This is a genomic window from Domibacillus sp. PGB-M46, assembly GCF_022668875.1.
GTDB lineage: Bacteria > Bacillota > Bacilli > Bacillales > Domibacillaceae > Domibacillus.
Window position 1 is genome coordinate 69,600 of record NZ_JAKGCR010000006.1, and the last position, 25,201, is coordinate 94,800.

Here is a 25,201-nt window from a genome sequence, read left to right on the forward strand (position 1 = left end):
CTAAAAAAAGAATTGAACATATCAGCATGTAAAGGAGGAATGACGATGGTAACCATGAAAGCAGAAGCGAAAGGAAAAGTTCTCATTATTCGATTAACGGGAGAGCTCGACCACTACTATTCCGAGCAGGTTAAGGAATTTACAGAGCAGCAAATTGACAGCCATCAAACGCAGCACTTGATTTGGAACTTGTCGGGTCTGCCTTTCATGGACAGCTCAGGTCTTGGAGTGATTTTAGGGCGCTATCGCCAGGTAAATGAAATGGGCGGCAGTGTAACCGTTTGTGGATTGAATACACAGGTGAAACGCCTGTTTCAGCTTTCGGGGCTGTTTAAAATTATGTATGTGGATCAAACTGAAGAAGAAGCGCTGGGGAGATTGGAGGAGTCTTCATGCAAAACACAATGACGATCTCATTTAACGCACTGGGAGAAAACGAAGCGTTTTCGCGGGTAGCTGTTGCTTCTTTTGCAGCAAAACTCAATCCGACTGTAGACGATTTAGCAGAATTAAAAACGGCTGTTTCAGAAGCGGTGACAAACGCTATTATCCATGGATATGACAGTAATCCGGCGGGAATTGTTTATATTAGCGCCACCATTGAGGACGGAGAAATCGATGTGATTGTCCGCGATGAAGGACGCGGAATCGGAAATATTGAAGAAGCGAAAGAACCTCTTTTTACAACAAAGCCTGAAATGGAAAGAGCCGGTATGGGCTTTACGATTATGGAGCATTTTACCGACCTCCTGGAAGTGGAATCGAGCACATCTTCGGGTACAGTCGTTCGTTTTAAAAAGCGGCTGGCGGGAAAGCGTGTTAACTGTGTTTAAGGAAAGAGCGGATTTCTTATGAAGCAGGCTGTACAGTTAACCGATGGTGAAGTCAAGGAGCTGATTCGGCAAAGCCAGGAAGGCGACGTGGAAGCGCGCAATAAGCTGGTTGAGTGGAATACACGGCTCGTCTGGTCGGTGGTGCATCGATTTTTAAATCGTGGTCACGAGTCAGAAGATTTATTTCAAATCGGCTGTATTGGTTTAATTAAATGTATTGATAAGTTTGATCTTTCCTATAACGTTAAGTTTTCAACATACGCGGTTCCGATGATTATCGGCGAGATTCAGCGGTTTTTGCGTGATGATGGAGAAGTAAAGGTGAGCAGGCGCTTAAAGGAAACAGCCGGGAAGATGAGGCGCGAACGTGAAGCGTTTATTGCAGAAAGCGGACGCCCTCCGACTGTACAGGAACTGGCCGGAAAGCTTGGTATATCGATGGAGGAAGCGATGATGGCCCAGGAATCTTCCCGGCGTCCGGCGTCTATCCATGAAACCGTTTATGAAAATGAAGGAGAACCTATTACGCTGCTTGACCAGCTTGCAGCACCAGAAGCCAAGTGGTTTGATTCATTGGTTGTAAAAGAAGCCATAGAAAAGCTGCCTGAGCGGGAACAGCTTATCGTATTTCTCCGTTTTTTCAAAGACTGCACGCAGTCGGAAACCGCAAACAGGCTCGGGATTTCCCAAGTTCAAGTATCAAGACTTGAAAAACAGATTATTAAAAGCCTGCGGTCAGATATGAATAAAACCTAGTCGGCACGGGGAAACTTCGTAAAAAGCGGAGGTGCTTGCTATGGGTCAAATCGTGTACATCACCTTAAAGCGCCATGTTCGCCTCGACGAACGGCGCATTTCTTTTTTTGATGTGGCTGAAGCCGAAGTCGACCAGGAAGCAAAGCCCATTTTAGAAAAACTGATTGTGAAAACGGCAAAGCCATCATCAGGCAATGTAGTCATTGTAACGATTTTAGATGTTGTGAAAGCATTAAAAACGGTTTTTCCTGATGCGCAAACGGTTATCACAGGCGATACAGAAACGATTGTCAGCCTGCAGCCTGTGCGTGCACGAGCCCCGCTTTGGAAAATCACATTTGTCTGGCTTGTGCTGTTTACAGGTGCTGCACTGACCATTATGAATTTTCATGAGGACGTATCCATGCAGAAAGTGCATGCAATTTTATATGAAAAAATAACAGGCATTAAAAATGAAAACCCGCTTATGCTTCAAATCCCTTATTCTATAGGGCTGGGGCTCGGGATGATTTTATTTTTTAATCGGCTCTGGCAAAAAAGACTCAATGAAGAGCCGGGCCCGCTTGATTTAGAAATGTTTAAGTACGAGGAAGACATCAATGCCTATCTGGCAGCCAATGAAAAGGAAAAGCCGTAGCATGACGACGCTTTTTGTTTTGTTTATCGGTCTATCAGGCGGGTTGGCTACAGGTGCCGGGTATGTGGCGTTTATTTCAGTCCTTGGTGTGATCCCGAGGCTGATGTCGGCTACGAAAACACAGCCGTATATTCACTTGTACGAGCTTTCACTGGTGCTTGGTGTACTCACAGGAACACTTCTGCATATTTTTAATACGCATTTTCACTGGCCATCTGTTACAACTGCCTTTATCGGTTTATTCAGCGGCTTGTTTATCGGCATGGGTGCGGCTGCCCTGACTGAAGTACTGAATGTGTTTCCTATACTAGCCAGGAGAGTAGGGGTTTTTGCCGAGGTGAACATGCTGATGATGGCTGTGGCACTTGGCAAGATAACAGGCTCGCTTATTCAATGGATTTTACTTTCACCGATGTAAAAGGAGGCAGCACGATGATTTCGCCAGAAGAAATGGATGTTTACTTAGAAAAAGAAGCAGGGCTTGGTAAAAGTTTTGATACCGGCATAAGAAGGCTGACAGTAGCAGGGGAGCCGCTCCATATTTATTTCATTAACGGTCTTTGTGAAACACGGTTTATTATCGAAATTATGGAATCATTGATTGCGCTTGAAAAGGAGGAGGGGAAAACGACTGCTTCCCTCGTCAAAGGGCATCTTGTCCATCAGGCAGTCGAAGAAGTCACAGATCCATCAAAGCTGCCGGCTGCAATCATGTCGGGACTGATTGGTATCTCAGTACCGGGAACGGCGTTTATCATTGATGTAAGAAGTTATCCAGGGCGGCAGCCGGCAGAGCCTGATACAGAAAAAGTTGTGCGCGGCTCCCGTGACGGTTTTGTGGAAAATATCATCGTGAACACAGCTCTTACGCGAAGAAGAATCCGTGACGGCCGTCTTCGGTTTGAAATTATGAGAGCGGGAAGTGTTTCACAAATGGATATTGCTGTCGGCTACATGGAAGGTGTAGCTTCCGGTGAATTGGTTGAGCGGGTTAAGAAAGAAGTCACTTCTATTAAAACAGCCGGTCTTCCTATGGCAGACAAAACGGTAGAAGAATTTTTAATTAAACAACACTACAACCCCTACCCTCTTGTTCGTTACACTGAACGAGCGGATATTGCCGCCGCCCATTTAATTGAAGGGCATGTCCTCCTTTATACCGATACGTCACCAGCGGTTATGATCATGCCGGCTACTTTTCTGCAGCATATGCAGCATGCCGAAGAATACAGGCAGCTTCCGGCAGCAGGCACATTTATCCGTCTGCTTCGTTTTGTCGGTTTATGGATGTCCTTATTTCTGCTGCCGCTCTGGTATCTGTTCGCTGCTTATCCCGCCATGCTTCCTGAAGCGCTTTCGTTTATTGGTCCCCGTGAAACAACTGAAATCCCCCTTGTTTTACAAATCTTTATTGCCGATCTTGGCATAGAGTGGCTGCGGGTTGCTGCCATTCATACGCCGCAGCCGCTTTCAACTGCTATGGGGCTTGTTGCGGCCGTGTTAATTGGACAAATGGCCATTGATACGGGGCTTTTTGTGCCTGAGGTAATATTGTATACAGCACTTGCAGCCATTGGTACGTTTTCTACACCCAGCTATGAGCTGGGGCTGGCGAATAAATTAACACGCCTTTTTATTCTGGCAGGAACGGCCCTGTTTGGTCCAATTGGATTTGTTGTGTCGGTTATGCTTGTGTTTGTATATCTCGTTCGTTTAAAACCGTTCGGCGCTCCTTATCTATGGCCGCTGATTCCCTTTGACGCTTCATCGCTTTGGACGATCCTCATTAGACGGCAGGCACCGGAGCAAACCGGACTTCCAGAAATCAACCGAACAGATTTACGGTAAGCAGGAATATTTCGTGTATTGAGCGAGGGGTGAATGTATGATATAGTACTTTTATTCTCATGCCGGGTAAAAGGCATAAAGACAATAGAACGGGGCGATTATGCATATGCACACATATGGGACAGCAGCTGTGAATGACCGCGGACATTTAGAAATTGGCGGTGTTGACGTAGTAGAAGCGGCAGCTCAATTCGGCACACCGCTTTATTTATATGACGTAGCGCTTATTCGTGAGCGTGCAAGAGGATTTAAAGAGACATTTGATAAATTGGGAGTCAAAGCGCAGGTGGCGTATGCGAGCAAGGCATTTGCTTCGGTAGCCATGATGCAGCTGGCCGAACAGGAAGGACTGTCGCTTGATGTTGTATCGGGCGGGGAGTTATATACAGCACAAAGAGCCGGGTTTCCGGTAGAGCGAATTCATTTTCATGGAAACAACAAAAGCCGTGAAGAAATCGAAATGGCTTTTGAAGCAGGGATTGGCTGTATGGTAGTCGATAACTTTCATGAATTAGAGCTTATTGGTGAAATCAGTGAAGCCCGCAGTCAAGTGATGGATATTCTGCTTCGCATTACGCCGGGTATTGAAGCTCATACGCATGATTACATTTTAACGGGTCAGGAAGATTCAAAGTTTGGCTTTGATTTAAATAATGGACAAGCGGAAGAAGCATTGAAACTGGCACTTCAAAAGCCGTTTATCCACGTATTAGGCCTTCACTGCCATATCGGATCGCAAATTTTCGAAACAACAGGCTTTATTTTAGCGGCCGAGAAAATTATCGGAAAATTGGCGGATTGGCAGCACCGTCTCGAATTTAAAGCGAAAGTATTAAACCTTGGCGGCGGTTTCGGTATCCGTTATACCGCTGAAGATGATCCGCTTAAACCAGCTGCTTATGTAGAAGAGATTATCAGCAAAGTGCAAAGTGAAACAAAAAAATATGGAATGAGTATGCCTGAAATTTGGATTGAGCCGGGCCGTTCCCTTGTGGGTGACGCAGGCGTGACAATTTATGAAACAGGTTCAGTGAAAGATGTGCCGAATGTGCGCAAATATTTAGCTGTGGATGGCGGCATGAGTGATAATATCCGCCCTGCTTTATATGAAGCGAAGTACGAAGCGGTACTCGCAAACCGTGTAAACGACCCGGTTGAAGAAACGGTATCGATTGCCGGAAAATGCTGTGAATCCGGTGATATGCTCATTTGGGATCTGCCGCTTCCGAAAGCAGAAGCCGGGGATTTGCTCGCGATGTTCTGTACGGGCGCTTACGGCTATTCCATGGCGAATAACTACAACCGTATTCCGCGTCCGCCAGTTGTATTTGCCGAAAATGGCGAGGCGAGACTGGTCATTCGTCGTGAGACATTTGAGGATTTAGTGAAATTAGACTTGCCCCTTGGGCTGCCGCAGACAAACTAATTGGAGCAGGCAGTATGAAAAACAATGTTGTTTTGCTCCTTTTATTCACTGTTCTGGCACTGGGATGGGGACTGTATTACTGGTTTTTTATTGCGGGTTAACATCGCCTCTTGCGGTCGGGCTTTAGATTTAGTAAGATAAAGTACGTGGCGATATCAAGCAGGTAAATCCTGCTAATTGAAGAGGGATTTTAAATGCTGATTCGATATAAAAAGTCGTTTAAAAAAATTGCAATGGGCTTGCTTTCCTACATGCCTCGCGAAAAAGAGCTGCGGACGCTGACCGAAACGATGGAAAGCTACGAAGCAGATGACAGCAGACAGCTGTTTCTTTGGAAAGAAGACGAGGACATTGTAGGCGTAGTTGGTGTAGCCATCAGCGATACAAAAGTCGAAATATTGCACATAGCGGTCAATCCGTCTTTCCGCGATGAAGGAATTGGAACAGAAATGATTGCCGCTGTAAAAAAATTATTTTCGGACCGGACTGTTGCGCCAAGCGAAGCAACGAACCGATTTTTTGAAAAGTGTACGAAAGAAAGCCGGTAAAGGACGATTATCTCGTCACCTTACCGGCTTTTTTTAATGCGATTGCGGCTGTACGGGCATCTAATACGTCCGTACGGTCACGCAGTTTGTGTTTGTTGAGTAGAAATTGTTCATTGCATTCCGGCTCAAAAGCAGCAGTAAACTGCTTTAATTCGTTTTGAAGCTGTGGGTCCGCAATCGGAATTTCAATGGGCTCAAAAGGAACATCGGCTTTTACATCGTCTGCCGCCTGCTCAATCAGGAGAAGAAAGTGCTCTGGATCAACACCGAGCTCCCTCAGGGCTTCCTGGCGGCGGATCAAGCAGGAGATTGATTTTTGAGCCATACGGAGTGCGCCGGCTTTGTTTCCGCGCCGGTAATGATAAAGGAAAACAGCACACTGGATAAAGCCAACCCAGACGGAATCACGCGTGCCATCTGTTTTTTTCCAATATTCTTCTAACAGCTCGTGGCATTCAAAATAATCACGGTCAATATGAAAATGTGCCAGAAAAGCCAGGTAAGGCACTGGATATGAATACATTCGGTTTCCCCCAGTTCAAGTGGTTGAATCGAAGTAAGCGTATCATGATTTAATTCTTTTCTCAATAGCAGCCGTCTGAATGCGCTTATGGCCAGCGGAAGGGAATAGAATGTAAAAAATGCAGGAAGTACAGGGGAGCAACCAATGGAATATAAAGTGAAAATTGATTCTTTTGAAGGGCCGCTTGATTTGCTGCTTCACTTGATCCAGCAGCTTGAAATAGACATATACGATATTCCTGTATCGGAAATTACGAATCAATACTTATTGTATGTGAATACAATGCAGCAGCTTGAACTTGATGTAGCCAGTGAATATTTAGTGATGGCCGCTACATTAATTGCCATGAAAAGCCGTTCCCTGCTGCCGGATCATTCGGCGGAAGAGGAAGATTATATAGAAGAAGAAGATCCGAGAGAAGAGCTGGCCCGCCGGTTAATCGAGTATAAAAAGTATAAAGAGGCAGCCGGCCGCCTTCATGAGCTGGAGGAAGAGCGGACAAAGCTTTTTTCAAGACCGCCCGCAGACCAGCTTTTTTCATCTAATGAAGAAGGGCCGCTCAATGTGTCCCTTTTTGATATGCTCGGCGCTTTTCAGAAAATGGCCCGCCGTAAAAAGCTGGCTGTGCCGCCACGAGCAACGGTCCGCCGGGAAGAGCTTTCAGTAGAAAAAAGAATGGAGCTGCTCAAAGAAAAGCTGAGGCTGTCAAAAGAGCCCGTTCTTTTTGATGACTTGTTTGACTCTCATGAACGGAACGAGCTTGTGGTTAGTTTTTTAGCCATTTTAGAGTTGATGAAGCAAAATGAAATTGTTGTTTCACAAGAAGGAAATTTTGCCGACTTATATGTAACGGCTGGAGGAAATAAAGGATGAAACATAAAAGCATTATAGAGAGCCTGCTGTTTGCAGCAGGAGACGAAGGGCTGACAGCGGAGCAAATCGCCGAGGTCATGGACTTGCCGATACAGGAGGTCAAAGACATTCTTCAATCGATGGAGGAAGCTTTGAAACAAGATGAAACGAGGGGAACAGTGATTACCTCCTTTGGCGACGAATACCGGATGATGACGAAAAAAGAAAATGCGGCCTTTATTCAAAAGCTTGCTGAAAAGCCGTCACCGAAAACACTGTCCCAGGCAGCGTTGGAAACGCTCGCCATTATTGCTTATAATCAGCCGGTTACACGTATCGAGGTGGAAGAAATCCGGGGAGTGAAAACAGAGCGTCCCATTGCCACCTTGTGTGCACGGGGGCTCATTGAAGAAGCTGGCCGTGCAGATGCCCCGGGCCGGCCTATTTTGTATGCGACTACAGCTGAATTTTTAGATGCTTTTCAGCTTAAAAGCATCAAAGATCTGCCGCCGCTCGAAGAAAGCACTGGATCTATGCAGCAGGAAGCCGATTTGTTTTTCGGCCGATTCGAAGAAGCCCTTGAGGATTAGTCATGCTCGTCTTTCTTTTTTCATATAGTAGTGAAAAAAGAAAGGAGCGGACTGATGAAAAAAAAGAGGCTGTTCGCTTTCATCCTGCTCCTGGCACTTTCTGTTATGCCGACAGCTGCAAGAGCAGAACCATCTCTTTCTGCTCAAAGTGCCGTGCTGATGGACATGGAAAGCGGGCGGGTTTTAGCCCAAAAAGATGCACATGTGCGCCGGCCGATTGCGAGCATTACCAAAATTATGACTGCGCTGCTTGCAGTAGAATCCGGACGGCTGAATGAAACAGTGGCTATCAGCGATCGCGCCCGCCAAGTAGAGGGGTCTAGTCTGTACTTGGAAAATGGGGACAAGTTGAAACTGGAGGAACTTGTATATGGATTAATGCTTCGTTCTGGAAATGATGCGGCCATTGCGATCAGTGAACATGTTGCCGGCACACCAGAAAAGTTTGCCGCTTTAATGAACAAAAAAGCGAAAGAGATCGGAATGAAGAACACTTCTTTTATGAATCCGCATGGACTTCACGATCCGGCCCACTATTCAACCGCTTATGATATGGCTCTTTTAACATCAGAAGCGATGAAAAACAGTACGTACCGGAAAATTGTTTCAACGGATTTGTACAGAACAAAAAGCAAGCCGATTCGTGTTTGGGAAAACAAACACCGTCTTGTCCGGAGCGGAGGCATCATTACGGGAGGCAAAACGGGCTTTACGAAAAAGTCAGGCCGTACACTGGTCACAACAGCCAAAAAGGATGGCATGTCTTTAGCGGTCGTAACACTGAATGCACCAGATGACTGGCTTGATCATACTTCTCTTTTTGAGTATGGCTTCCATTCGTACAGCCAAACCATGATTGTCGGCAAAACGCCTTTTGCTGTTCCGGGGGAAAAGCAGTTATATTATGCAAAAAAACAGGTCCGCTATCCCATGACACCTGACGAAAAAAAGTCTGCCTACATTCGGCTTGTCGTAGGGTCTGGCCAAACTGGAAAAGCAGAGTTATGGATTGGGAACGAAAAACAAACATCGATCACGGTTTATAAAACAAAAGAACGGGCGGCCACATCTCTATGGGCAAAGCTGAAAAAGGAGCTGATGGCATGGTAAGCATCGCTTTTGCTTTTTTAATCCTGGCCGGGTTTCTTTTTGCAGCCATTAACGGAACGATGGCCGAGGTGAATGAGGCCTTGTTCGCGTCCATGGGGCAATCCATTGAATTGGCGATTTCACTCGCCGGAATTCTTTTGTTTTGGACGGGCGTGATGAAAACAGCAGAAGCCGCTGGTATGGTAAAAGGACTGGCGGATGCAGTGCAGCCGCTTTTAGCCCGGCTTTTCCCGGAAATACCGGATGGACATGTTGTATTTGGCTATATTGCCTCGAATATGGCCGCCAATTTTTTTGGGCTCGGTAATGCAGCCACACCGATCGGCCTTAAAGCGATGCGGGAGCTCAAAAAGCTGAGCGGCGACGGGGACAAAGCAAGCCGCTCGATGATCACCTTTTTAGCGCTTAATACAGCAGCGATTACGCTTATCCCTACCACTGTAATCGCTATTGGAATGAAAAATGGAGCATCAGATCCAACGGATATTATTATACCGGCCCTGGCTGCGACCATTTTGTCTTTTTTCTTTGCCATTGTGCTTGACCGTTACTACGCTTTCAGAAGGAGACGATAATGGCTGTTTGGCTTGTGCCGGCTATTGTAGCAGTGGTAATTGGCGTAGGAATCTTTAAAAAAGTAAACATTTACGAAACACTGACAGACGGAGCAAAAGAAGGCATGCAGACATGGGTGTCCATCGTTCCGCATCTTGTCATTATGATGGCGGCTGTGACGATATTCCGCGCTTCCGGTGCTGCCGGCGAGCTGGCCTCATGGCTCGCGCCGCTGCTTTCGCTGGTCGGTATTCCAGCTGATGTGGTACCCCTGGCCCTTATGCGTCCGATTTCCGGCACGGCGACACTGGCTATGCTGGATCAGATTATGCAGGAGCATGGAGCAGATTCGTACATTGCAAAGCTGGCAGCGATTATGCAGGGCAGCACTGATACCACTCTTTATGTGCTGGCTGTCTACTTCGGGGCTGTCGGAATCAAGAAAACCGGTGATGCTTTGAAAATTGGCCTGCTTGCGGATGCGGCTGCGTTTTTCTTTTCCGTTCTTGCAGCAACCTGGCTCCTGTAGCCGGGTTTTTTTGTATTATACACACAGAACCCGGGCTGCTTCTGCATAAAAGCTTTCGGAATGTGGCAGTGTTAAAGCAAGGCAGGCAGCCCGTTATCTAAGATTTATTAAAGCTGGAAGAATTTTATTATAACCGGATGGTATAACTTGCTTAAAAGCATTTTTACTGCGTTTTTTTGTTTTCTTTTCCTTTTTGAATATTTGTGCCATAATGCTTAATGGACGAAAAGACAATTATAGAGGTGAAATAGATGGAACGATTGCAAAAAGTAATTGCGCAGGCGGGAATTGCATCGCGCAGAAAAGCGGAACAGCTTATTCTAGAAGGGAAAGTAACGGTTAACGGAAAGAAAGTAACCGAGCTTGGCACAAAAGTAGGATTAAACGATGATGTGCGGGTAGAAGGCGTGCCGCTTGAGCGGGAAAGAAAAGTGTATTACTTGTTTTATAAGCCGCGCGGTGTTATTTCAGCTGTAACAGATGATAAAGGAAGAAAAACGGTTGTGGACTTTTTTCCTGGAGTAGAGGAACGCATTTTTCCGGTCGGGCGTCTTGACTACGATACATCGGGGCTTTTGCTGCTCACTAATGACGGTGAATTTGCCAACTTAATGACGCACCCGCGCTATGAAATGGATAAAACCTATATTGCCAAAACAGAAGGCATCGTGCAGCGCCATTTATTAAAACGGCTTATGAGCGGCATCAAGTTAGAGGACGGAATGACGGCGCCGGCAAAAATAAAAGAGCTGTCAATTGACCGGAAGAAAAACCGTTCCCTGCTCGAAATTACCATTCATGAAGGACGCAACCGGCAAGTGCGCCGCATGTTTGAAGCGATCGGGCATCCGGTGCAAAAGCTTCGCCGGGATCGTTTTGCTCATCTGACGCTGCATGGCTTAAATGCGGGCGAATATCGCGAGCTGACGGCTCATGAGGTGAAACAGCTGCGTACGCTTGCTGAAACAGGTTCTCTCCGCTAAGTCATAAAAATGTCACATTTAAAGATTGAAGCCGTTTTCTTTTACAGCAAAAAATAATGATATAATAAGTGTAGTGTTTATTCCTGCCCGCGCAGTGGAACGGGCCTGGAGGCTGTCAAATGGAAAAAAAGAAAAAACGACTCGTTATACGAACCGCTATTTTAGCGGTTTTGGCTGGACTGGTTATGTATACGCTTTATACGAACTTAACGAAAGAATCCCGCGGCAGTCTGGAGGAAGGGGATGAAGCTCCGGATTTTGTACTGAGGGATGTAAACGGCGGGACGCATCAGCTTTCCGACTACGAAGGAAAAGGCGTGTTTTTGAACTTCTGGGGTACTTGGTGTGAACCGTGCAAAAAAGAAATGCCGTACATGGAAAAACTGGCAAAAGAGTATGAGGGCCAGGTAGAGATTTTAGCGGTAAATGTAGGCGAATCGGATTTTCAAGTTGAGAACTTCGCCAAGCAGTACGGTTTAACATTCCCAATCGCGATTGATGAGGGAAAAGAAGTGATGGATACGTACGGGGTTGACCCGCTTCCGACGACATTTATGATTAAGCCGGATGGCACGATTGATCAAATTGTCATCGGCGGCCTTGTTCAGGAAGATCAGCTGCGTGCACTGTTTGAACGGGTAAAACCATCATCGTAAAGGGAGTTTTTGTATGGGGAAAGTGAAGTGTGAATGCGGCCGTCTAAACCCGGCCGGTACGATTTTGTGTGAATCGTGCGGGCGTGCACTGACGGAAAAAGCAAAGCAGGACAAGCTTGTGGACATGCGCTATGAGGGAAGCGCGCGCCGTTCACAAACCTATAACAAAACACTGATTGATAAAGTCTGGAATTTCTTTTCCTCCGTAAAAGTAGGTATCTGGATTATTGTGCTGCTGCTCGTAGCGGCTTCATTCGGCACGATCCTGCCGCAGGAGTTTTACCTTCCATCCAACGTTTCTGCTGAGACCTATTATGAGGATGTATATGGCACATTCGGCAAGCTTTATTACATGATCGGTTTTCATGATTTGTATAATTCCGTCTGGTTTAGCGCGCTTGTTGCCGCGCTCGGCGTGTCGCTTGTGATTGCCAGCCTCGACCGCGTGGTTCCTTTGTATCGTGCACTGAAAAACCAGCGCGTCGACCGGCATGAAACGTTTATGAAAAAGCAGCGCTTTTTTGCCGAGCGGGAGGGTAAGCTTGAGCCTGCAGAGTGGGAAAAGATAAAAGAAGCCCTGATAAAAAAGAGATATAAAGTCCGCACAGAAAACGGGGCTCTTTTAGCAGAGAAAAATCGCTTTACAAGATGGGGACCTTATGTGAATCATGTTGGGCTCATTATTTTTCTGCTTGGTGCGCTTCTTCGTTCGGTGCCCGGAATGTATGTAGATGAGCTGCTTTGGATTCGAGAAGGAGAAACCCTTCAAGTTCCCGGCACAAACGGAGAATATTATGTGAAAAATAACGGGTTTACTCTCCAAAATTACAAAGCAGGGGAAGACCCGGAAGTATTTAATGAAGCGATTGACCGTGTTGGAACCGTTGCAAAAAATTATCAGACCGATGCTGTATTATACCGAAATAAAAACAATGAGATGCCGGGGGCGGAGCCCGAGCTGACAAGGGTGCAGGAGGACTCAATCCAGGTCAATCAGCCAATGAAGTTCGGCCAGTTTGCCGTTTATCAAACGAGCTTCCGTCAGGATGAGATGAAGGCCATGCACTTTGCCCTTACAAACAAAGAAACGGGCGAAGAGTTCGGAGAAGTGGTCATTGATTTGTTTGACCAGCAGGCCGCGTATGACCTTGGCGGCGGATATAAAGTGGAACTGCTTGGCTATTATCCGGATTTCGATGGGTTCACAAAAGAAGGAGAACCGACCTCAAAATCACCGCTGCCGAACAATCCGGCCTTTTTATTTAATATGATTACGCCAGAGACGCCAGATGGAGAGGTGAGCTTTGCCCAAATCCGTAATACAATGGAGCCTCTCGGTGAAACAACGTTTAAAATGGCGTTTAAGAGCCTGGACACCCGGGATGTTTCAGCCCTGACCATCCGCAAAGACTTAACGCTTCCTATTCTGGCAGCGGGCGGCATTATTTTCATGATCGGTGTGATTCAAGGCTCGTATTGGAATCATCGCCGTCTCTGGATTCGTGAAAAGAATGGCCAGGTATATGCAGCTGGCCATACGAATAAAAACTGGCACGGCCTCAAACGGGAAATTCGTTCGGTTTTAGAAGGGACAAGCGTTCCGGAGCCGGAAGACAGACAAAAGGAGTAAGGGGGCACACGTTGTATGGTCCATTTAGCGGATGCGAGCAGCACGCTGCTTGAAGCAGCTTTTTTCTTTTATTTAGCTGCAACCTTTCTTTTTGGCGGGGCGATCCGTCAAAAAGGTCTTCGTGAAGGAGAAGCGCTGAATCGGTGGGGCAGGCTTGGCATTATCGTAACCATCATTGGGTTCGCGGCACAGCTGGGATACTTTTTTACAAGATGGGCGGCGGCAGGCCATGCACCGGTCAGTAATTTATTTGAATTTACCACTTTCTTCGGGATGATGATTGTGGGCGCCTTTATTCTGCTTTTTTTTATTTACAAAACAACGGTGCTTGGTTTGTTTGCACTGCCGGTGGCGATTATTATTATTGCCTATGCAAGCATGTTTCCAAGAGAAATTAATCCTCTTATTCCAGCACTGCAAAGTCATTGGCTGGCGATTCACGTAACAACGGCAGCGGCGGGTCAGGGGATCCTTGCCATCAGCTTTATTGCAGGGATGATCTTTCTCGTGAAAAATATTGATCAGGCAACAAGCACGAAAAAAACAAAGTGGCTGGAAGCTGTCATGTTTTTTATCGTTTCAGTGATTGCGTTTATTTTGCTTACCACCGGTTTTGCCATGGCGGATTACAAAGCAGAATTCGAGTATGTAAACAAGGAAGAGCAGGCAGCCGAGCAGGAATTTACCCTGCCGGCGCTTGTAGGGCCGAATGAAGGCACTCTTCTCACAAAGGAGAAAATGGAGCCGCTCGCCCATGTGCCGGCATTTATTAATGCGAAAAAGCTGAATACGGTAATTTGGTCGCTTGCCGGCGGCGTTGTCTTATATGTGCTGATCCGCTTGATTACCCGAAAACGGGTGGCTGCTTCTTTACAGCCGCTTGTTCGGCAGGTAAGCTCGGATTTACTGGATGAAATCAGTTACCGGTCTGTTTTAATTGGTTTTCCGGTGTTTGCACTCGGTGCACTTATTTTCGCCATGATCTGGGCACAGATTGCCTGGACGCGCTTTTGGGGCTGGGACCCAAAAGAAGTATGGGCGCTTATTACCTTTTTGTTCTATGCCGCTTTTTTGCATTTGCGTTTGTCTAAAGGCTGGCATGGAGAGAAATCGGCCTGGCTTGCTGTTGTAGGCTTTGGTATTATTATGTTTAATCTTATAGCAGTGAACCTTGTGATTGCAGGGCTTCACTCTTACGCATAAGAAATTGAGCCCTTGCCTTTGGCGGGGCTCTTTTTTTGTATTATAATAGTAGATAATGTGCGTATGGGAGGGAATGTTTTTGGAAAAAGAAATGAGCATTTTAGTCGTAGATGATGAAGAACGTATTCGCAGACTGCTGCGGATGTATCTTGAGCGGGAAAACTATGCCATTGATGAAGCGGAAAATGGAGAAGAAGCGCTTGAAAAAGCACTTCAAAAAGACTATGACTGCATTTTGCTTGATCTGATGATGCCGGGTAAAGACGGCATCGAGGTATGCCGCGAGCTGCGTGTAACAAAAGCTACTCCGGTCATTATGCTGACGGCAAAAGGAGAAGAAGCAAACCGTGTTCAAGGCTTTGAGGTTGGCACGGATGATTATATTGTGAAGCCATTCAGTCCCCGCGAAGTTGTGCTGCGGGTGAAAGCGCTCCTGCGCCGGTCCTCTCCAACCACTTATTTACATACGGACACAAAGTCAAAAGACTTGATTGTTTACAACCATTTAACGATCGATAACGATGCGCACCGGGTAACAGCCGATAGTGCAGAAGTGAGTTTAACGCCTAAAGAATATGAACTTCTTTATTTTCTGGCAAAAGCCCCGGATAAAGTATTCGACCGTGAGCATTTATTAAAGGAAGTATGGCATTATGAATTTTTTGGCGACTTAAGAACAGTCGACACCCACGTAAAGCGTCTGCGTGAAAAACTGAGTAAAGTCTCGGAAGAAGCAGCTAAAATGATTGTGACGGTTTGGGGCGTCGGATATAAATTTGAGGTTGGGAATGAATGAAGATATGGAGAAGTGTTGTCGGGAAGCTATGGATCACCATCCTGCTTCTCGTTTCCTTCGTACTGGCTTTTTTAACGATTTTACTGCTGGAGTTCTTCGAGACGTACAATATTGCGCAAGTAGAACAGCAGCTTGAAAATACGGCCGAAAAAATTGCCACGGTTATTCAAAATTACGGTGATGAAGAAACGAGACTGGAAGTGGCCTGGGAGCTTGTAGATGAACCGGCCCATATTGTCATTGCCGAAAATGGGCAAACCTTTCATTTCTCCCCGCTTGAAGAGGAAGAGTCCAGAATCAGCCAGAGCATCATTACGGACAACCCTAATCTGGCAGCTGTTTTTGACGGTGAGGAAAAAGTAAAAGCTGAAATTAATACAGCTGCGGGAGCGGACGGGGACCGCCGCTTTGAAAATTCCTTTATTGTCGGAGTGCCTTTTAAGCTTACAAATGGTGAGACAGGTGCGGTATTTATTTATCAATCTCTTGAAGTGATGAAAGAAACGACGGAACAGACAACGAAGCTCATTTTGATTGCGGCGGGGATTGCCATTATTTTAACAACCGTGTTTGCATTTTTTCTTTCCAGCCGTGTTACCGCACCGCTTCGTTCTATGCGTACGGCTGCTACCGAGCTGTCCCAGGGGCATTTTGATACGAAGGTTCCGATTTTAACAAATGATGAAATTGGAGCACTTGCGACTGCTTTTAACCGAATGGCTTACCAGCTGAAGGGAAACATTCACGCACTCAATCAAGAAAAAGAGCAGCTGTCGAGCATTTTAAGCTCCATGGCAGACGGTGTGATTACGCTCGATCAGAATGGAGCAGTGTTAATTAAGAACCCGCCGGCCCGGCAGTTTTTGCATGACTGGAATTTTGAAAAAAAAGCACTTGGAATCGAAGCAGAAACGCCGACACTGCTGCAAAATTTATTTCAAGAAGCGGTCAAAACGGAAACGGAACAGGAAGGCGAATTAACGATGCAGGGCCGTTCCTATGTCATGATTGTCAGCCCGCTTTATAATGACGATTCGGTGCGCGGAGCGGTCACGGTTGTGCGGGATATGACAGAAGAACGCCGCCTGGACAAACTGCGTGAGGACTTTATTGCCAACGTATCTCATGAGCTTCGGACCCCCATTTCGATGATGCAGGGCTACAGCGAGGCCATTGTAGATGATATTGCCGCAACCGAAGAGGAAAAACGGGAAATCGCTCAAATCATTCATGAAGAATCGCTTCGAATGGGCCGTCTCGTCAATGAACTGCTTGATCTTGCCCGTATGCAGGCAGGGCATATTACGCTTCATAAAACGGATACAGTGCTCGAACCATTTTTACAGCGTGTCACCAACAAGTTCCAAGGACTTGCGAAAGAAAAAGATATCGTCCTTTCCGCACAAACGAATAAAGCGGAAACAAATGTATCTATTGACGAAGACCGGATTGAGCAGGTGCTGACCAATTTGATTGACAACGCTCTTCGCCATACACCAGAGGGCGGACGGGTAACGGTTATGCATGAAATAAAGGAAAAGGTTCATCTTATTCAAGTTCAAGATTCCGGAGCAGGTATACCAGAGGAAGATCTGCCTTTTGTATTCGAGCGGTTTTACAAAGCCGATAAAGCCAGGACGCGCGGAAGAAGCGGCACGGGGCTTGGGCTGTCGATTGCCAAAAACATTGTTCAGGCCCACGGCGGGACGATTAAAGTTCAAAGCCGGCTTGGACACGGCACTGTTTTCTTTTTTACTCTTCCTAGGCAGCCATAACTGCCGGAGCTGTGCTATACGCCATTTTCTCCATTTTCAAGCAAAGAAGAAAATGGCTGCGGTAATAAAAAATCCGGTTTCCATTTTAGGAACCGGATTTTTTATTTATTCGAATTTTAACGCGTCGCCTTCAAATGGCTCGTCGGCAATTTTAATTGAATCAGTCGGGCAGCCTTCGAACGCGTCCTGCATATCTTCTTCAAGAACGTCAGGGACAACAGCCGTTCCTTCATTATCGTCTAAAATAACGAATGCAATGCCTTCATCATCATAGTCATAGATATCAGGGGCTGCAGCTCCACAAGCGCCGCAAGCGATACATGTGTCTTTATCGACAATCGTATACTTCGCCAAAATGTAAACCTCCCATAAAATCAGTCAGTAAGCGTATGTGAAAACACTTCTATTGTTCATTTTAAGTCTGATTAATTTACTTTTCAATAAAAAACTTCCCATATCCTGCATGAAAGGGATTTCACAAGAAGAGGAAGCGAAAAGAAAAGACAGGAACGCATGTTTTGTGATACACTATCGCTGTATAGAAAGGTGGTAGACAAATTGGAATGTCTTGAAGCGGTGGTGCTTTGTATGCTGAAAGAAGTAGAGGGAGAGCGAACAGCTTCGTCTGTTTTTCATTTGTTAAAAGGAAAAAAGTCGGCCCAGACTATTCAGGATGCCCATTTGTTCAAATTGGACAAATGGTTTCAAACCACACCGTTTCTTACCATGGAGCTGTTTGACCGGATGATAGAAGATCTCCAGGCATCCGGCAGTCTCCAGGGTGAGCGGCAGCGCCTGTTTGTCACAGCGGAAGGAACGAATAAAATGAGAGCCGCTTTTGAGAAGACGGGTGAATTTCCTCAGCTGTCAGGCTGGAAGCTGGCAGGCACTGCGCCTGTGTTTTTCAGCCGCCTCCAGCTGGCTGTTCAAGTTGTCTCACACCTTGTTTATAAAGACCGGACATATTACCCCATTACGCGCGACGAAGGCGTACAGCAATGGGTCAAACAATTTGTGAAAGAAAGCGGCTTTGAAAAGGGGCAGCTTGCCGCCGAGCTTCACCGGGAAATTCTTTTTGTGCTGGAAGAGCAGCCGGAACACCCGGACTGTCTGCTGCTGCGCTTTTCCGGATATACACAAACAGGCAAAACGGTGCAGCAGACAGCGGACATCCTCGAAATGGAACCGACAGAATACTGGTTTCGCTTTTTACACAGCCTGCATGCTGTTGTACAGACTGTCATGAAAAAAGGCAGCCAGCTTCCTCTTTTAAAGCATCTTTTAAGCGATATCATGGTATCGGTCCCTTTAACTGAATCTGCACGGAAAACAGCTGCTTATTTACATAAAGGAAAGACCATTGAAGAAGTGGCGGCTGCAAGAGGACTGAAAAAAGCGACCATTGAAGACCACGTAGTAGAACTGGCTTTAAACGATCCTCACTTTTCCATTCGTCCATTTATCGATGAGCAAAAAGAAGCGGAAGTATTAAAAGCAGGCGGGTCAAGCGGCGTGCGCCAGCTTAAGCCGCTTAAAGATCAATTGCCAAATCATTCGTATTTTGAAATCCGGCTTGTTTTAGCGAAAGAAAGCGGGGGAACAATATGACCATTGATGAACATCTGCGCCAGACATTTGGTTTTTCTTCCTTCCGTCCGGGGCAGCGGGAAACGATTGAATCGCTGTTGAGCGGGCGCCATACCCTGAGCATGCTGCCTACTGGAACAGGCAAGTCGCTTTGTTATCAGCTTCCCGGGTATATGTTAAAGGGCTCAATTGTGATCGTTTCACCGCTTCTATCCCTTATGCAGGATCAAGTGGAGCAATTGAAGGTAAGAGGAGAAAAGCGGGTAATTGCGCTGAATTCGTTTCTTCAGTATAAAGAAAAAAATGCGGCGCTCCTGCGGCTTGACCGTTACAAGTTTATTTTTTTATCACCGGAAATGCTGCAAATGCCGAATGTGATGCAGGCGCTGCGTGCTCTTTCGATCGCTTTGTTTGTGATTGATGAAGCGCATTGTATTTCACAATGGGGGTACGATTTTCGCCCGGATTATAGTTTGCTCGGCAAGGCCCGCGCAGCGCTTGGCAGCCCGCTTACTCTTGCTTTGACAGCAACGGCTGACGAACGAGTCCGTGCGGATATTTGTGAAAAGCTTTGGCTAGATGATGTAGCAGAATGGGTTTTTTCTGTAAACCGGCCGAATATTGCACTTGAAATTGAGACGCTGGAAGAGCCGCTGCAAAAAAGAACCCGGCTGTTAGAATGGCTGCAGTTTTTGAAAACACCAGGCATCATTTATTTCTCGGGAAGAAAAGCTGCAGAAGAAGCGGCCTCCTACTTGAAACAGCACGGTATAAAACGGTCGGCTTTTTACCACGGCGGAATGGATGCCGGCGACCGCTTATTGATTCAGCATCAATTTTTAAACGGCGATGTAGATGTAGTATGTGCGACAAGCGCATTTGGAATGGGGATCAATAAAAATAATGTCCGTTTTGTTATTCACTATCACATGCCGTCACAAATAGAAGCTTATTTACAGGAGATTGGCCGGGCAGGACGGGACGGGGCTCCGGCGATCGCGATTCTTTTGTATGTACCCGGAGATGAGAAGCTGCACGAATTTATCGCAGAATCTGAATTTCCTGATGAAGGGCAGATCCGCCAGGTAACAGAATACGGTTTTCACCCGCGAGATGTACAGCCGCCGCTTTCGGAAACGCAGGAACGCTTTTTGATCCACTATGCAAAAGCTGCCGATGAACGCGGCGCACCGAGAGGAGCATGGATCAGCAGGGCACGAATGACCCTCCTGGATAAAAAAGCCGCCAAGCGGAATGAGCTCAAGCAGTGGATTGAGTCAACAGAGTGCCGCCGCGCCGCTTACATGCGTATGTTTGATGAACAACCGGTTGAGCAGCCGCAGTGCTGTGACCGGTGCGGGTTTGATCATGCGCCGTACAAAACGAGCGGCGGGGGCGAGGCATCCGAGGAGCGGCTTGACTGGCGGGAGCGGCTAAATAGTTTGTTGCCAGGGTTTTAACCTATTACGTTATTGGAGCTGGTCGGGTATAATAGAAATAATTTCTTTTACGATGACCAATGGGAGGAACGATGATCATGAAGGACCCTTATCGTGAAATAGCAGAGCAGCATAAGCAGCCGCTTGAAAAAGTAAAAGAGCCTGTGTTGGCAGAAGGTGAAACACTGCAGCGCCCTGTAAAAGAAAAAGCTGAAAAAAGAAACCATTTTCCACTCATTACAGCGCTGCTCGTATTTTTTATTGCATCTCCTTTTTTAGCGGTGTATGCTTTCAAAGAAGAAAAGCCGGCAGTGAACCAAATCGTACACGAACAGCCGGAGGATGCGCATCAGGAAACGGCTCAAAACGAGCAGTAACCAACAGAAGAGGACTGAAAATGTTATGTGGAAACAATTAATGACAGGTGTCGCACTTCCAATAGCGGCAGCTGGTTTATATATGTGGAAGGAAGCATTCCGAAACGAGGTAAAAGAAACGGTTGTAACTGATGATCGATTTCCGGAAAAAGCGCCGCTCGCGCTTTTTTTTATTTCCGATATTCACCGGCGCCGCGTTCATCCTTCTATTATCTCGGCCGTTAAAGGACGCGCAGATGCTGTCATTATTGGCGGCGATTTGTGCGAAGGCGGTGTGAAAAGGGAGCGTATCCGTGAGAATATCAAGCGCCTGTCTTCCATTGCACCGGTTTATTTTGTGCCGGGCAATAATGATTACGAAGCAGGTATAGAGCAATTAACGGCTATGCTTGCCCGGTGGCAGGTAACAGTATTAAAAAACAGCTGGGCGGTACTGGCGGATGATGTATACCTGCTTGGAACTGACGATTTAAGCGAAGGAAAAAGCGACAAAGCGGCTCTTTTTCACAATGTGCCAGTCAGCGCATTTAAAATTATTGCGAGCCATAATCCCGCTTTTATCCGAATCATTGAGCCAGAGGACCAGGTAGCGGTTTTGCTCAGCGGCCACACTCATGGCGGCCAGATCCGTTTAGGGCCGTGGGGGATGTATGAGAAAGGCCGCTGGAAAAACGCGGGTGGTATTCATATGCTTGTATCAAACGGATATGGAACGACCGGACTTCCGCTTCGGCTGGGCGCCAGGGCAGAAACACACCTTATTACGATTTGCCGGCCAGGACAGACGACTTAAATTTTACGGGTCCCGATCCGGCCCGTATAATGAATGTACAACCTATCCGTGAAAGGGAAGAGCTTTATGACCGAAGGGAAATACAATATAAAAGCGGTATCGACGTTAACAGGGATTCAGCCTGGTACTCTCCGCGCATGGGAGCGGCGTTATGCCATTTTGGAACCAGTCCGAAATGAAGCAGGGCACCGGCTTTACACGGAAGAACATATTCGAAAGCTGAAATGGCTTTCGGAAAAAGTACAGCAGGGCTTTACAATCAGCCAGGCCGCCGCTCTTCTCGAAAAGCATGAAGATACTCATGCGAGTATTCAGCATGTTGAAACAAGCCAGCATGAAGCGCTGTCCGAAGAGCTGCTTCAAGCGCTGCTTCGGTTCGATGAAGTTAAAGCACAGGAGCTAATCAATAAAGCTTTTGCGCTTTATACAATAGATAACGTAACCATTAATATTTTAGCTTCATTGCTCGTTCGAATTGGGACGCTTTGGGAGGAAGGCAAGATTACGACTGCTCATGAACACTTTGCCACCTCTATTTTGCGTGCGCGTATTGGAATGGTCATGCATTCGTTTCCTCACAACGGAGTTCTGCCGAAAGTAGTGGCGGTCTGCGGGCCGGACGAGTGGCATGAGCTCGGCCTTCTCATTTTCACCCTGTTTGTCAGACGCCTTGGCTACGAAGTGGTTTATCTGGGAGCAAGCCTGAAAGAAGGCGATATCTTTACAGTGCTCCAAACAGTAAAGCCGAAATTCGTCTTTCTTTCTTGTACACTCCGCCAAAATTTGGAGCCGACTTTGCAGCTTGCAGAGGATATTAAAGAAATGTACCCTGACATGCATATTGGTGTTGGGGGTGCAGCAACGACAGGTCCTATTCCCGGGCATGCAGGCCAGTATATCGTCGGTACCACTCAAAGCCAATGGAGCGAGTGGATGAACAGCCGTCTATAAGCGGCTTAATTGAAATAAGCTGGCTTTTTTTCTACAATAGGATAGCAGAGAAAAAGAACGGGAGCGGATGAAATGAAAACCGAAGAATGTATTATTGTGGGCGGCGGGCCATGCGGGCTTGCAGCTGCGATAGCACTAAAGGAAATAGGCAAAAATCCGCTTGTAATTGAAAAAGGAAATGTTGTGAATGCTATTTATGGCTATCCAACCCATCAGACGTTTTTCAGTTCAAGTGAGAAGCTTGCGATTGGTGATGTGCCTTTTATTATTGAAGGGCGGAAGCCTCATCGAAACCAGGCACTTGTGTATTACCGGGAAGTCGTGAAACGGAAAGAGCTGCGGATCAACCGGTTCGAACAGGTTGAGCGTGTGGACAAACAAGAAAGCGGGCTTTTCCATGTATACACGTCTAAAGGATCATATGAAACACCTTATGTGGTAATTGCAACAGGATATTATGATCATCCTAATTATATGAATATCCCCGGAGAAGAAATGGAACACGTTTTTCATTATTTTAAAGAAGCCCACCCTTTCTTCGATACAGATACAGTCGTCATCGGCGGAAAAAATTCATCGGTGGACGCAGCACTTGAACTTCATAAAGCGGGGGCCAGAGTAACGGTTCTTTACCGGGGAAGCACGTATTCTCCAAGCATAAAGCCTTGGATTTTGCCGGAATTCGAAGCACTCGTTCGAAATGGTGAGATTGGGATGGTTTTTGACGCGAACGTGAAAAAAATTGACCGGGAAACGTTAACGTATGAAGTGCGTGGTGACGAGCATACCATTAAAAGTGATTTTGTGTTTGCCATGACCGGCTATCATCCGGACCATGCCTTTTTAAAAAAAATGGGCGTCGAGATTGATGACATCACAGGCCGGCCTATTTATAATGAGGCAACCAAAGAAACAAATGTTGAAAATATCTTTATTGCGGGCGTGATTGCTGCCGGCAATAATGCAAATGAAATTTTCATTGAAAACGGCCGTTTTCACGGTGGTGAAATCGCGGCTGCCATCCGGAAAAAAGAAGAAGACGGAGCGTAACGCTCCGTCTTTTTTACAGAAATACGCGATGCAGCTGGTCCCTACATCCTGCTGACAGGGCGGCAACCAGCTTTAATCGGGCTTTAGGGCCATTTAAGCCGCCGGCAAAAAAAGCACCCGCTTCTTTGAGGGCAGCTCCTCCGCCTTCATAAGAATAAACAGGCTGGACCATTCCACTTTCACATCTTGAAGCAATGACGACTGGAAATCCAGATCGAATCAGTGGAAGAAGTGCTTTAGCAGCTTCAGGCGGCACGTTCCCCTGACCCATCGCTTCGATGACGACTCCATCACAACAGGCAGCCAGCTGCTCAATCAAAAAAGCGTCCATTCCAGCATATGCTTTTAAAATGGGTACGCGGTAATGCAGCTCTTTTACCACGTATGTTTTCTTTTTGAGCGGTGCAAAGAAAAAGTGGGGTCCGCTTTTTAGAACCGTGCCAATGGGCCCGCTGCTAGGGCTTTGAAAGGAATCAAGGCTGCCTGAATTGGTTTTTGTAACAAATTCAGCACTGTGAATACTGTCATTCATAACGACCAGCACTCCTTTATCGCGCGCTTCGCAGCTGGCCGCTGTTTTAACAGCAGCTATTAAATTGGGGATGCCGTCTGCACCTGCCTCATTGCTTGAGCGCATCGCACCTGTCAGCACAACAGGAATAGCCGTATTCAGCGTTAAGTGGAGAAAAAACGCGGTTTCTTCCATCGTGTCAGTGCCATGTGTGATCACGACGCCATCTGCATCGGATGCCTCGATTTCCTGTTTCAGCAAAAGCATCTTCTCTACATTCATGTGGGGAGAAGGGAGCTGGAATGGTTCTTTTACCGTATAACGTGCTTCAACCCCGGGGATATGGACCACTTCGGCAATAGGGTTGGCACCATCCGGGGCTACGCTTCCGGATGCAGTTTCTTTCATAGAAATCGTTCCGCCGGTATGCAGCAGTAAAATGTGTTTTTTCGACATGTTTTATGCTCCTTGTTTTCAATCTTTATGTCTCATGATACGATGGAAAAAACAGAAAGAAAAGAGGGAACATGGATGATCCCGATTCTTTCAGCAGGGGTTGCACCTGGTCTTGCACTTTTAGTCTTTTTTTATTTGCGTGATCGTTATGAAACAGAACCGATCTCAATGGTTGCCAAAGCGTTTTTATACGGTATTGTGGTGACATTTCCGGTTATGTTTTTTCAATATGTGCTGATGGAGGAAAAAGTCGTCGATGAAGGCTTTATTCAGGCGTTCTGCGCGATTGCTATCCCGGAAGAGTTTATGAAATGGTTTATTTTGTATTTTCTTATTTATTCGCATACACATTTTGATGAGCCTTATGATGGGATTGTGTATGCAACGAGTGTTTCGCTTGGATTTGCTACGGCAGAAAATGTCCTGTATTTAATCGCGCATGGAGTAGAATATGCTTTTGTAAGAGCGCTCCTGCCCGTGTCAAGCCATGCGCTGTTTGGCGCGATTATGGGGTACTATATGAGCCGTGCCAAATTCGGAGACCGGCGTTTAGAAAAGAAAATGCTGGCTCTGGCTTTTTTCGTGCCGTTTCTGCTTCACGGGTTATTTGACTACATTCTGGTTATCGAAAGCACTTGGATTTATTATATGATTCCGTTTATGCTGTTTTTGTGGTGGTTTGCCATGCAAAAAGTAAAAAAAGCACACATTCTGACAGATGCATACCATAAGCTGAAATTGTAAAAGAGGCTGCTCAAACGGGCGCCTCTTTTTTTCGTATAAAAAA

The 25,201-nt window shown here is 46.4% G+C and carries 29 protein-coding genes; 26 read left to right on the forward strand and 3 right to left on the reverse strand.

The annotated features are described in order from the left end of the window. Positions 1-45 precede the first annotated feature (45 nt). From spoIIAA to L2D08_RS09720, 8 genes are all read left to right on the forward strand, one after another. Positions 46-408 (forward strand): anti-sigma F factor antagonist, encoded by a 363-nt coding sequence (spoIIAA, locus tag L2D08_RS09680; RefSeq protein ID WP_242233565.1) that lies wholly within the window; start codon positions 46-48, stop codon positions 406-408. After that, a complete protein-coding gene (gene spoIIAB, locus L2D08_RS09685) occupies positions 393-833 on the forward strand; it encodes an anti-sigma F factor (RefSeq protein ID WP_242233566.1) in 441 nt (146 codons plus the stop codon). Before spoIIAA ends, spoIIAB begins: the two co-directional genes overlap by 16 nt. 18 nt (positions 834-851) lie before the next feature. Then, complete coding sequence (gene sigF, locus L2D08_RS09690) at positions 852-1,589, forward strand: RNA polymerase sporulation sigma factor SigF (RefSeq protein ID WP_242233567.1); 738 nt, start codon at positions 852-854, stop codon at positions 1,587-1,589. 40 nt (positions 1,590-1,629) lie between these two features. Further along, positions 1,630-2,226 (forward strand): stage V sporulation protein AA, encoded by a 597-nt coding sequence (locus L2D08_RS24180; protein WP_304653927.1) that lies wholly within the window; start codon positions 1,630-1,632, stop codon positions 2,224-2,226. Between the two features lies 1 nt (position 2,227). Then, positions 2,228-2,644, forward strand: coding sequence for a stage V sporulation protein AB (locus tag L2D08_RS09705; protein WP_242233568.1), 417 nt, complete (start codon positions 2,228-2,230; stop codon positions 2,642-2,644). A 14-nt stretch (positions 2,645-2,658) separates the two neighbouring features. Continuing rightward, positions 2,659-4,074, forward strand: coding sequence for a spore germination protein (locus L2D08_RS09710; protein ID WP_242233569.1), 1,416 nt, complete (start codon positions 2,659-2,661; stop codon positions 4,072-4,074). Between the two features lie 106 nt (positions 4,075-4,180). Continuing rightward, a complete protein-coding gene (gene lysA, locus L2D08_RS09715; RefSeq protein ID WP_242233570.1) occupies positions 4,181-5,500 on the forward strand; it encodes a diaminopimelate decarboxylase in 1,320 nt (439 codons plus the stop codon). 194 nt (positions 5,501-5,694) lie between these two features. Then, positions 5,695-6,048, forward strand: a complete 354-nt coding sequence (locus L2D08_RS09720; RefSeq protein WP_242233571.1) for a GNAT family N-acetyltransferase — start codon at positions 5,695-5,697, stop codon at positions 6,046-6,048. Positions 6,049-6,055: 7 nt separating this feature from the next. Here L2D08_RS09720 and L2D08_RS09725 read toward each other — a convergent pair whose 3' ends face one another. Then, positions 6,056-6,571 carry a DUF309 domain-containing protein gene (locus tag L2D08_RS09725; RefSeq protein WP_242233572.1) on the reverse strand — a complete coding sequence of 172 codons (516 nt, stop codon included), beginning with the start codon at positions 6,569-6,571 and terminating at the stop codon, positions 6,056-6,058. A 144-nt stretch (positions 6,572-6,715) separates the two neighbouring features. On the opposite strand from L2D08_RS09725, the gene L2D08_RS09730 reads away from it, so the two are divergent. The 11 genes from L2D08_RS09730 to L2D08_RS09780 all read left to right on the forward strand — a co-directional run bounded on the left by L2D08_RS09730 (position 6,716) and on the right by L2D08_RS09780 (position 17,250). Then, positions 6,716-7,444 carry a segregation/condensation protein A gene (locus tag L2D08_RS09730; protein ID WP_242233573.1) on the forward strand — a complete coding sequence of 243 codons (729 nt, stop codon included), beginning with the start codon at positions 6,716-6,718 and terminating at the stop codon, positions 7,442-7,444. Then, positions 7,441-8,013, forward strand: coding sequence for an SMC-Scp complex subunit ScpB (scpB, locus tag L2D08_RS09735; protein ID WP_242233574.1), 573 nt, complete (start codon positions 7,441-7,443; stop codon positions 8,011-8,013). The genes L2D08_RS09730 and scpB overlap by 4 nt, the downstream gene beginning before the upstream one ends. Positions 8,014-8,067: 54 nt before the next feature. Further along, positions 8,068-9,123, forward strand: a complete 1,056-nt coding sequence (locus tag L2D08_RS09740; RefSeq protein ID WP_242233575.1) for a D-alanyl-D-alanine carboxypeptidase family protein — start codon at positions 8,068-8,070, stop codon at positions 9,121-9,123. Beyond that, positions 9,117-9,698 carry a nucleoside recognition domain-containing protein gene (locus L2D08_RS09745; protein WP_242233759.1) on the forward strand — a complete coding sequence of 194 codons (582 nt, stop codon included), beginning with the start codon at positions 9,117-9,119 and terminating at the stop codon, positions 9,696-9,698. Before L2D08_RS09740 ends, L2D08_RS09745 begins: the two co-directional genes overlap by 7 nt. Next, the gene (locus L2D08_RS09750) at positions 9,698-10,207 is read left to right on the forward strand and encodes a spore maturation protein (protein ID WP_242233576.1); all 510 of its coding nucleotides are present in this window, start codon (positions 9,698-9,700) and stop codon (positions 10,205-10,207) included. The genes L2D08_RS09745 and L2D08_RS09750 overlap by 1 nt, the downstream gene beginning before the upstream one ends. 251 nt (positions 10,208-10,458) lie before the next feature. After that, positions 10,459-11,190: a pseudouridine synthase gene (locus L2D08_RS09755; protein ID WP_242233577.1), complete on the forward strand. Its 732-nt coding sequence runs from the start codon at positions 10,459-10,461 to the stop codon at positions 11,188-11,190. Between the two features lie 119 nt (positions 11,191-11,309). Beyond that, complete coding sequence (gene resA / locus L2D08_RS09760; RefSeq protein WP_242233578.1) at positions 11,310-11,846, forward strand: thiol-disulfide oxidoreductase ResA; 537 nt, start codon at positions 11,310-11,312, stop codon at positions 11,844-11,846. Positions 11,847-11,859: 13 nt separating this feature from the next. After that, positions 11,860-13,476: a cytochrome c biogenesis protein ResB gene (gene resB, locus L2D08_RS09765; RefSeq protein ID WP_242233579.1), complete on the forward strand. Its 1,617-nt coding sequence runs from the start codon at positions 11,860-11,862 to the stop codon at positions 13,474-13,476. A gap of 15 nt (positions 13,477-13,491) precedes the next feature. Beyond that, the gene (gene ccsB, locus L2D08_RS09770; protein ID WP_242233580.1) at positions 13,492-14,679 is read left to right on the forward strand and encodes a c-type cytochrome biogenesis protein CcsB; all 1,188 of its coding nucleotides are present in this window, start codon (positions 13,492-13,494) and stop codon (positions 14,677-14,679) included. A gap of 79 nt (positions 14,680-14,758) precedes the next feature. Continuing rightward, positions 14,759-15,475: a response regulator transcription factor gene (locus L2D08_RS09775; protein WP_304653928.1), complete on the forward strand. Its 717-nt coding sequence runs from the start codon at positions 14,759-14,761 to the stop codon at positions 15,473-15,475. Beyond that, on the forward strand, positions 15,472-17,250 hold the full coding sequence (locus L2D08_RS09780; protein ID WP_242233582.1) for an ATP-binding protein: 1,779 nt from the start codon (positions 15,472-15,474) through the stop codon (positions 17,248-17,250). Before L2D08_RS09775 ends, L2D08_RS09780 begins: the two co-directional genes overlap by 4 nt. A gap of 105 nt (positions 17,251-17,355) precedes the next feature. Here the strand turns inward: L2D08_RS09780 and L2D08_RS09785 are convergent, their stop codons facing one another. Beyond that, entirely contained in the window at positions 17,356-17,604 is a 249-nt protein-coding gene (locus tag L2D08_RS09785; protein ID WP_242233583.1) for a ferredoxin, read from the reverse strand. A gap of 204 nt (positions 17,605-17,808) precedes the next feature. Here L2D08_RS09785 and L2D08_RS09790 point away from each other — a divergent pair, with 204 nt between their 5' ends. The 6 genes from L2D08_RS09790 (at position 17,809) to L2D08_RS09815 (ending at position 23,447) form a co-directional block, all read left to right on the forward strand. Then, positions 17,809-18,858, forward strand: coding sequence for a YpbB family protein (locus L2D08_RS09790; RefSeq protein ID WP_242233584.1), 1,050 nt, complete (start codon positions 17,809-17,811; stop codon positions 18,856-18,858). Beyond that, entirely contained in the window at positions 18,855-20,297 is a 1,443-nt protein-coding gene (locus L2D08_RS09795) for a RecQ family ATP-dependent DNA helicase (protein WP_242233585.1), read from the forward strand. The genes L2D08_RS09790 and L2D08_RS09795 overlap by 4 nt, the downstream gene beginning before the upstream one ends. 77 nt (positions 20,298-20,374) lie before the next feature. Next, positions 20,375-20,653, forward strand: a complete 279-nt coding sequence (locus L2D08_RS09800) for a hypothetical protein (protein WP_242233586.1) — start codon at positions 20,375-20,377, stop codon at positions 20,651-20,653. 25 nt (positions 20,654-20,678) lie between these two features. Then, positions 20,679-21,446, forward strand: a complete 768-nt coding sequence (locus L2D08_RS09805) for a metallophosphoesterase (RefSeq protein WP_242233587.1) — start codon at positions 20,679-20,681, stop codon at positions 21,444-21,446. Between the two features lie 66 nt (positions 21,447-21,512). Further along, positions 21,513-22,397 carry a MerR family transcriptional regulator gene (locus L2D08_RS09810; protein ID WP_242233588.1) on the forward strand — a complete coding sequence of 295 codons (885 nt, stop codon included), beginning with the start codon at positions 21,513-21,515 and terminating at the stop codon, positions 22,395-22,397. Positions 22,398-22,469: 72 nt separating this feature from the next. Further along, a complete protein-coding gene (locus L2D08_RS09815) occupies positions 22,470-23,447 on the forward strand; it encodes a YpdA family putative bacillithiol disulfide reductase (RefSeq protein ID WP_242233589.1) in 978 nt (325 codons plus the stop codon). A 13-nt stretch (positions 23,448-23,460) separates the two neighbouring features. On the opposite strand, the gene L2D08_RS09820 is transcribed toward L2D08_RS09815, so the two are convergent. Beyond that, positions 23,461-24,414, reverse strand: coding sequence for an asparaginase (locus L2D08_RS09820; protein WP_242233590.1), 954 nt, complete (start codon positions 24,412-24,414; stop codon positions 23,461-23,463). A gap of 75 nt (positions 24,415-24,489) precedes the next feature. On the opposite strand from L2D08_RS09820, the gene prsW reads away from it, so the two are divergent. Further along, on the forward strand, positions 24,490-25,158 hold the full coding sequence (gene prsW / locus L2D08_RS09825; RefSeq protein WP_242233591.1) for a glutamic-type intramembrane protease PrsW: 669 nt from the start codon (positions 24,490-24,492) through the stop codon (positions 25,156-25,158). Positions 25,159-25,201: the final 43 nt, after the last annotated feature.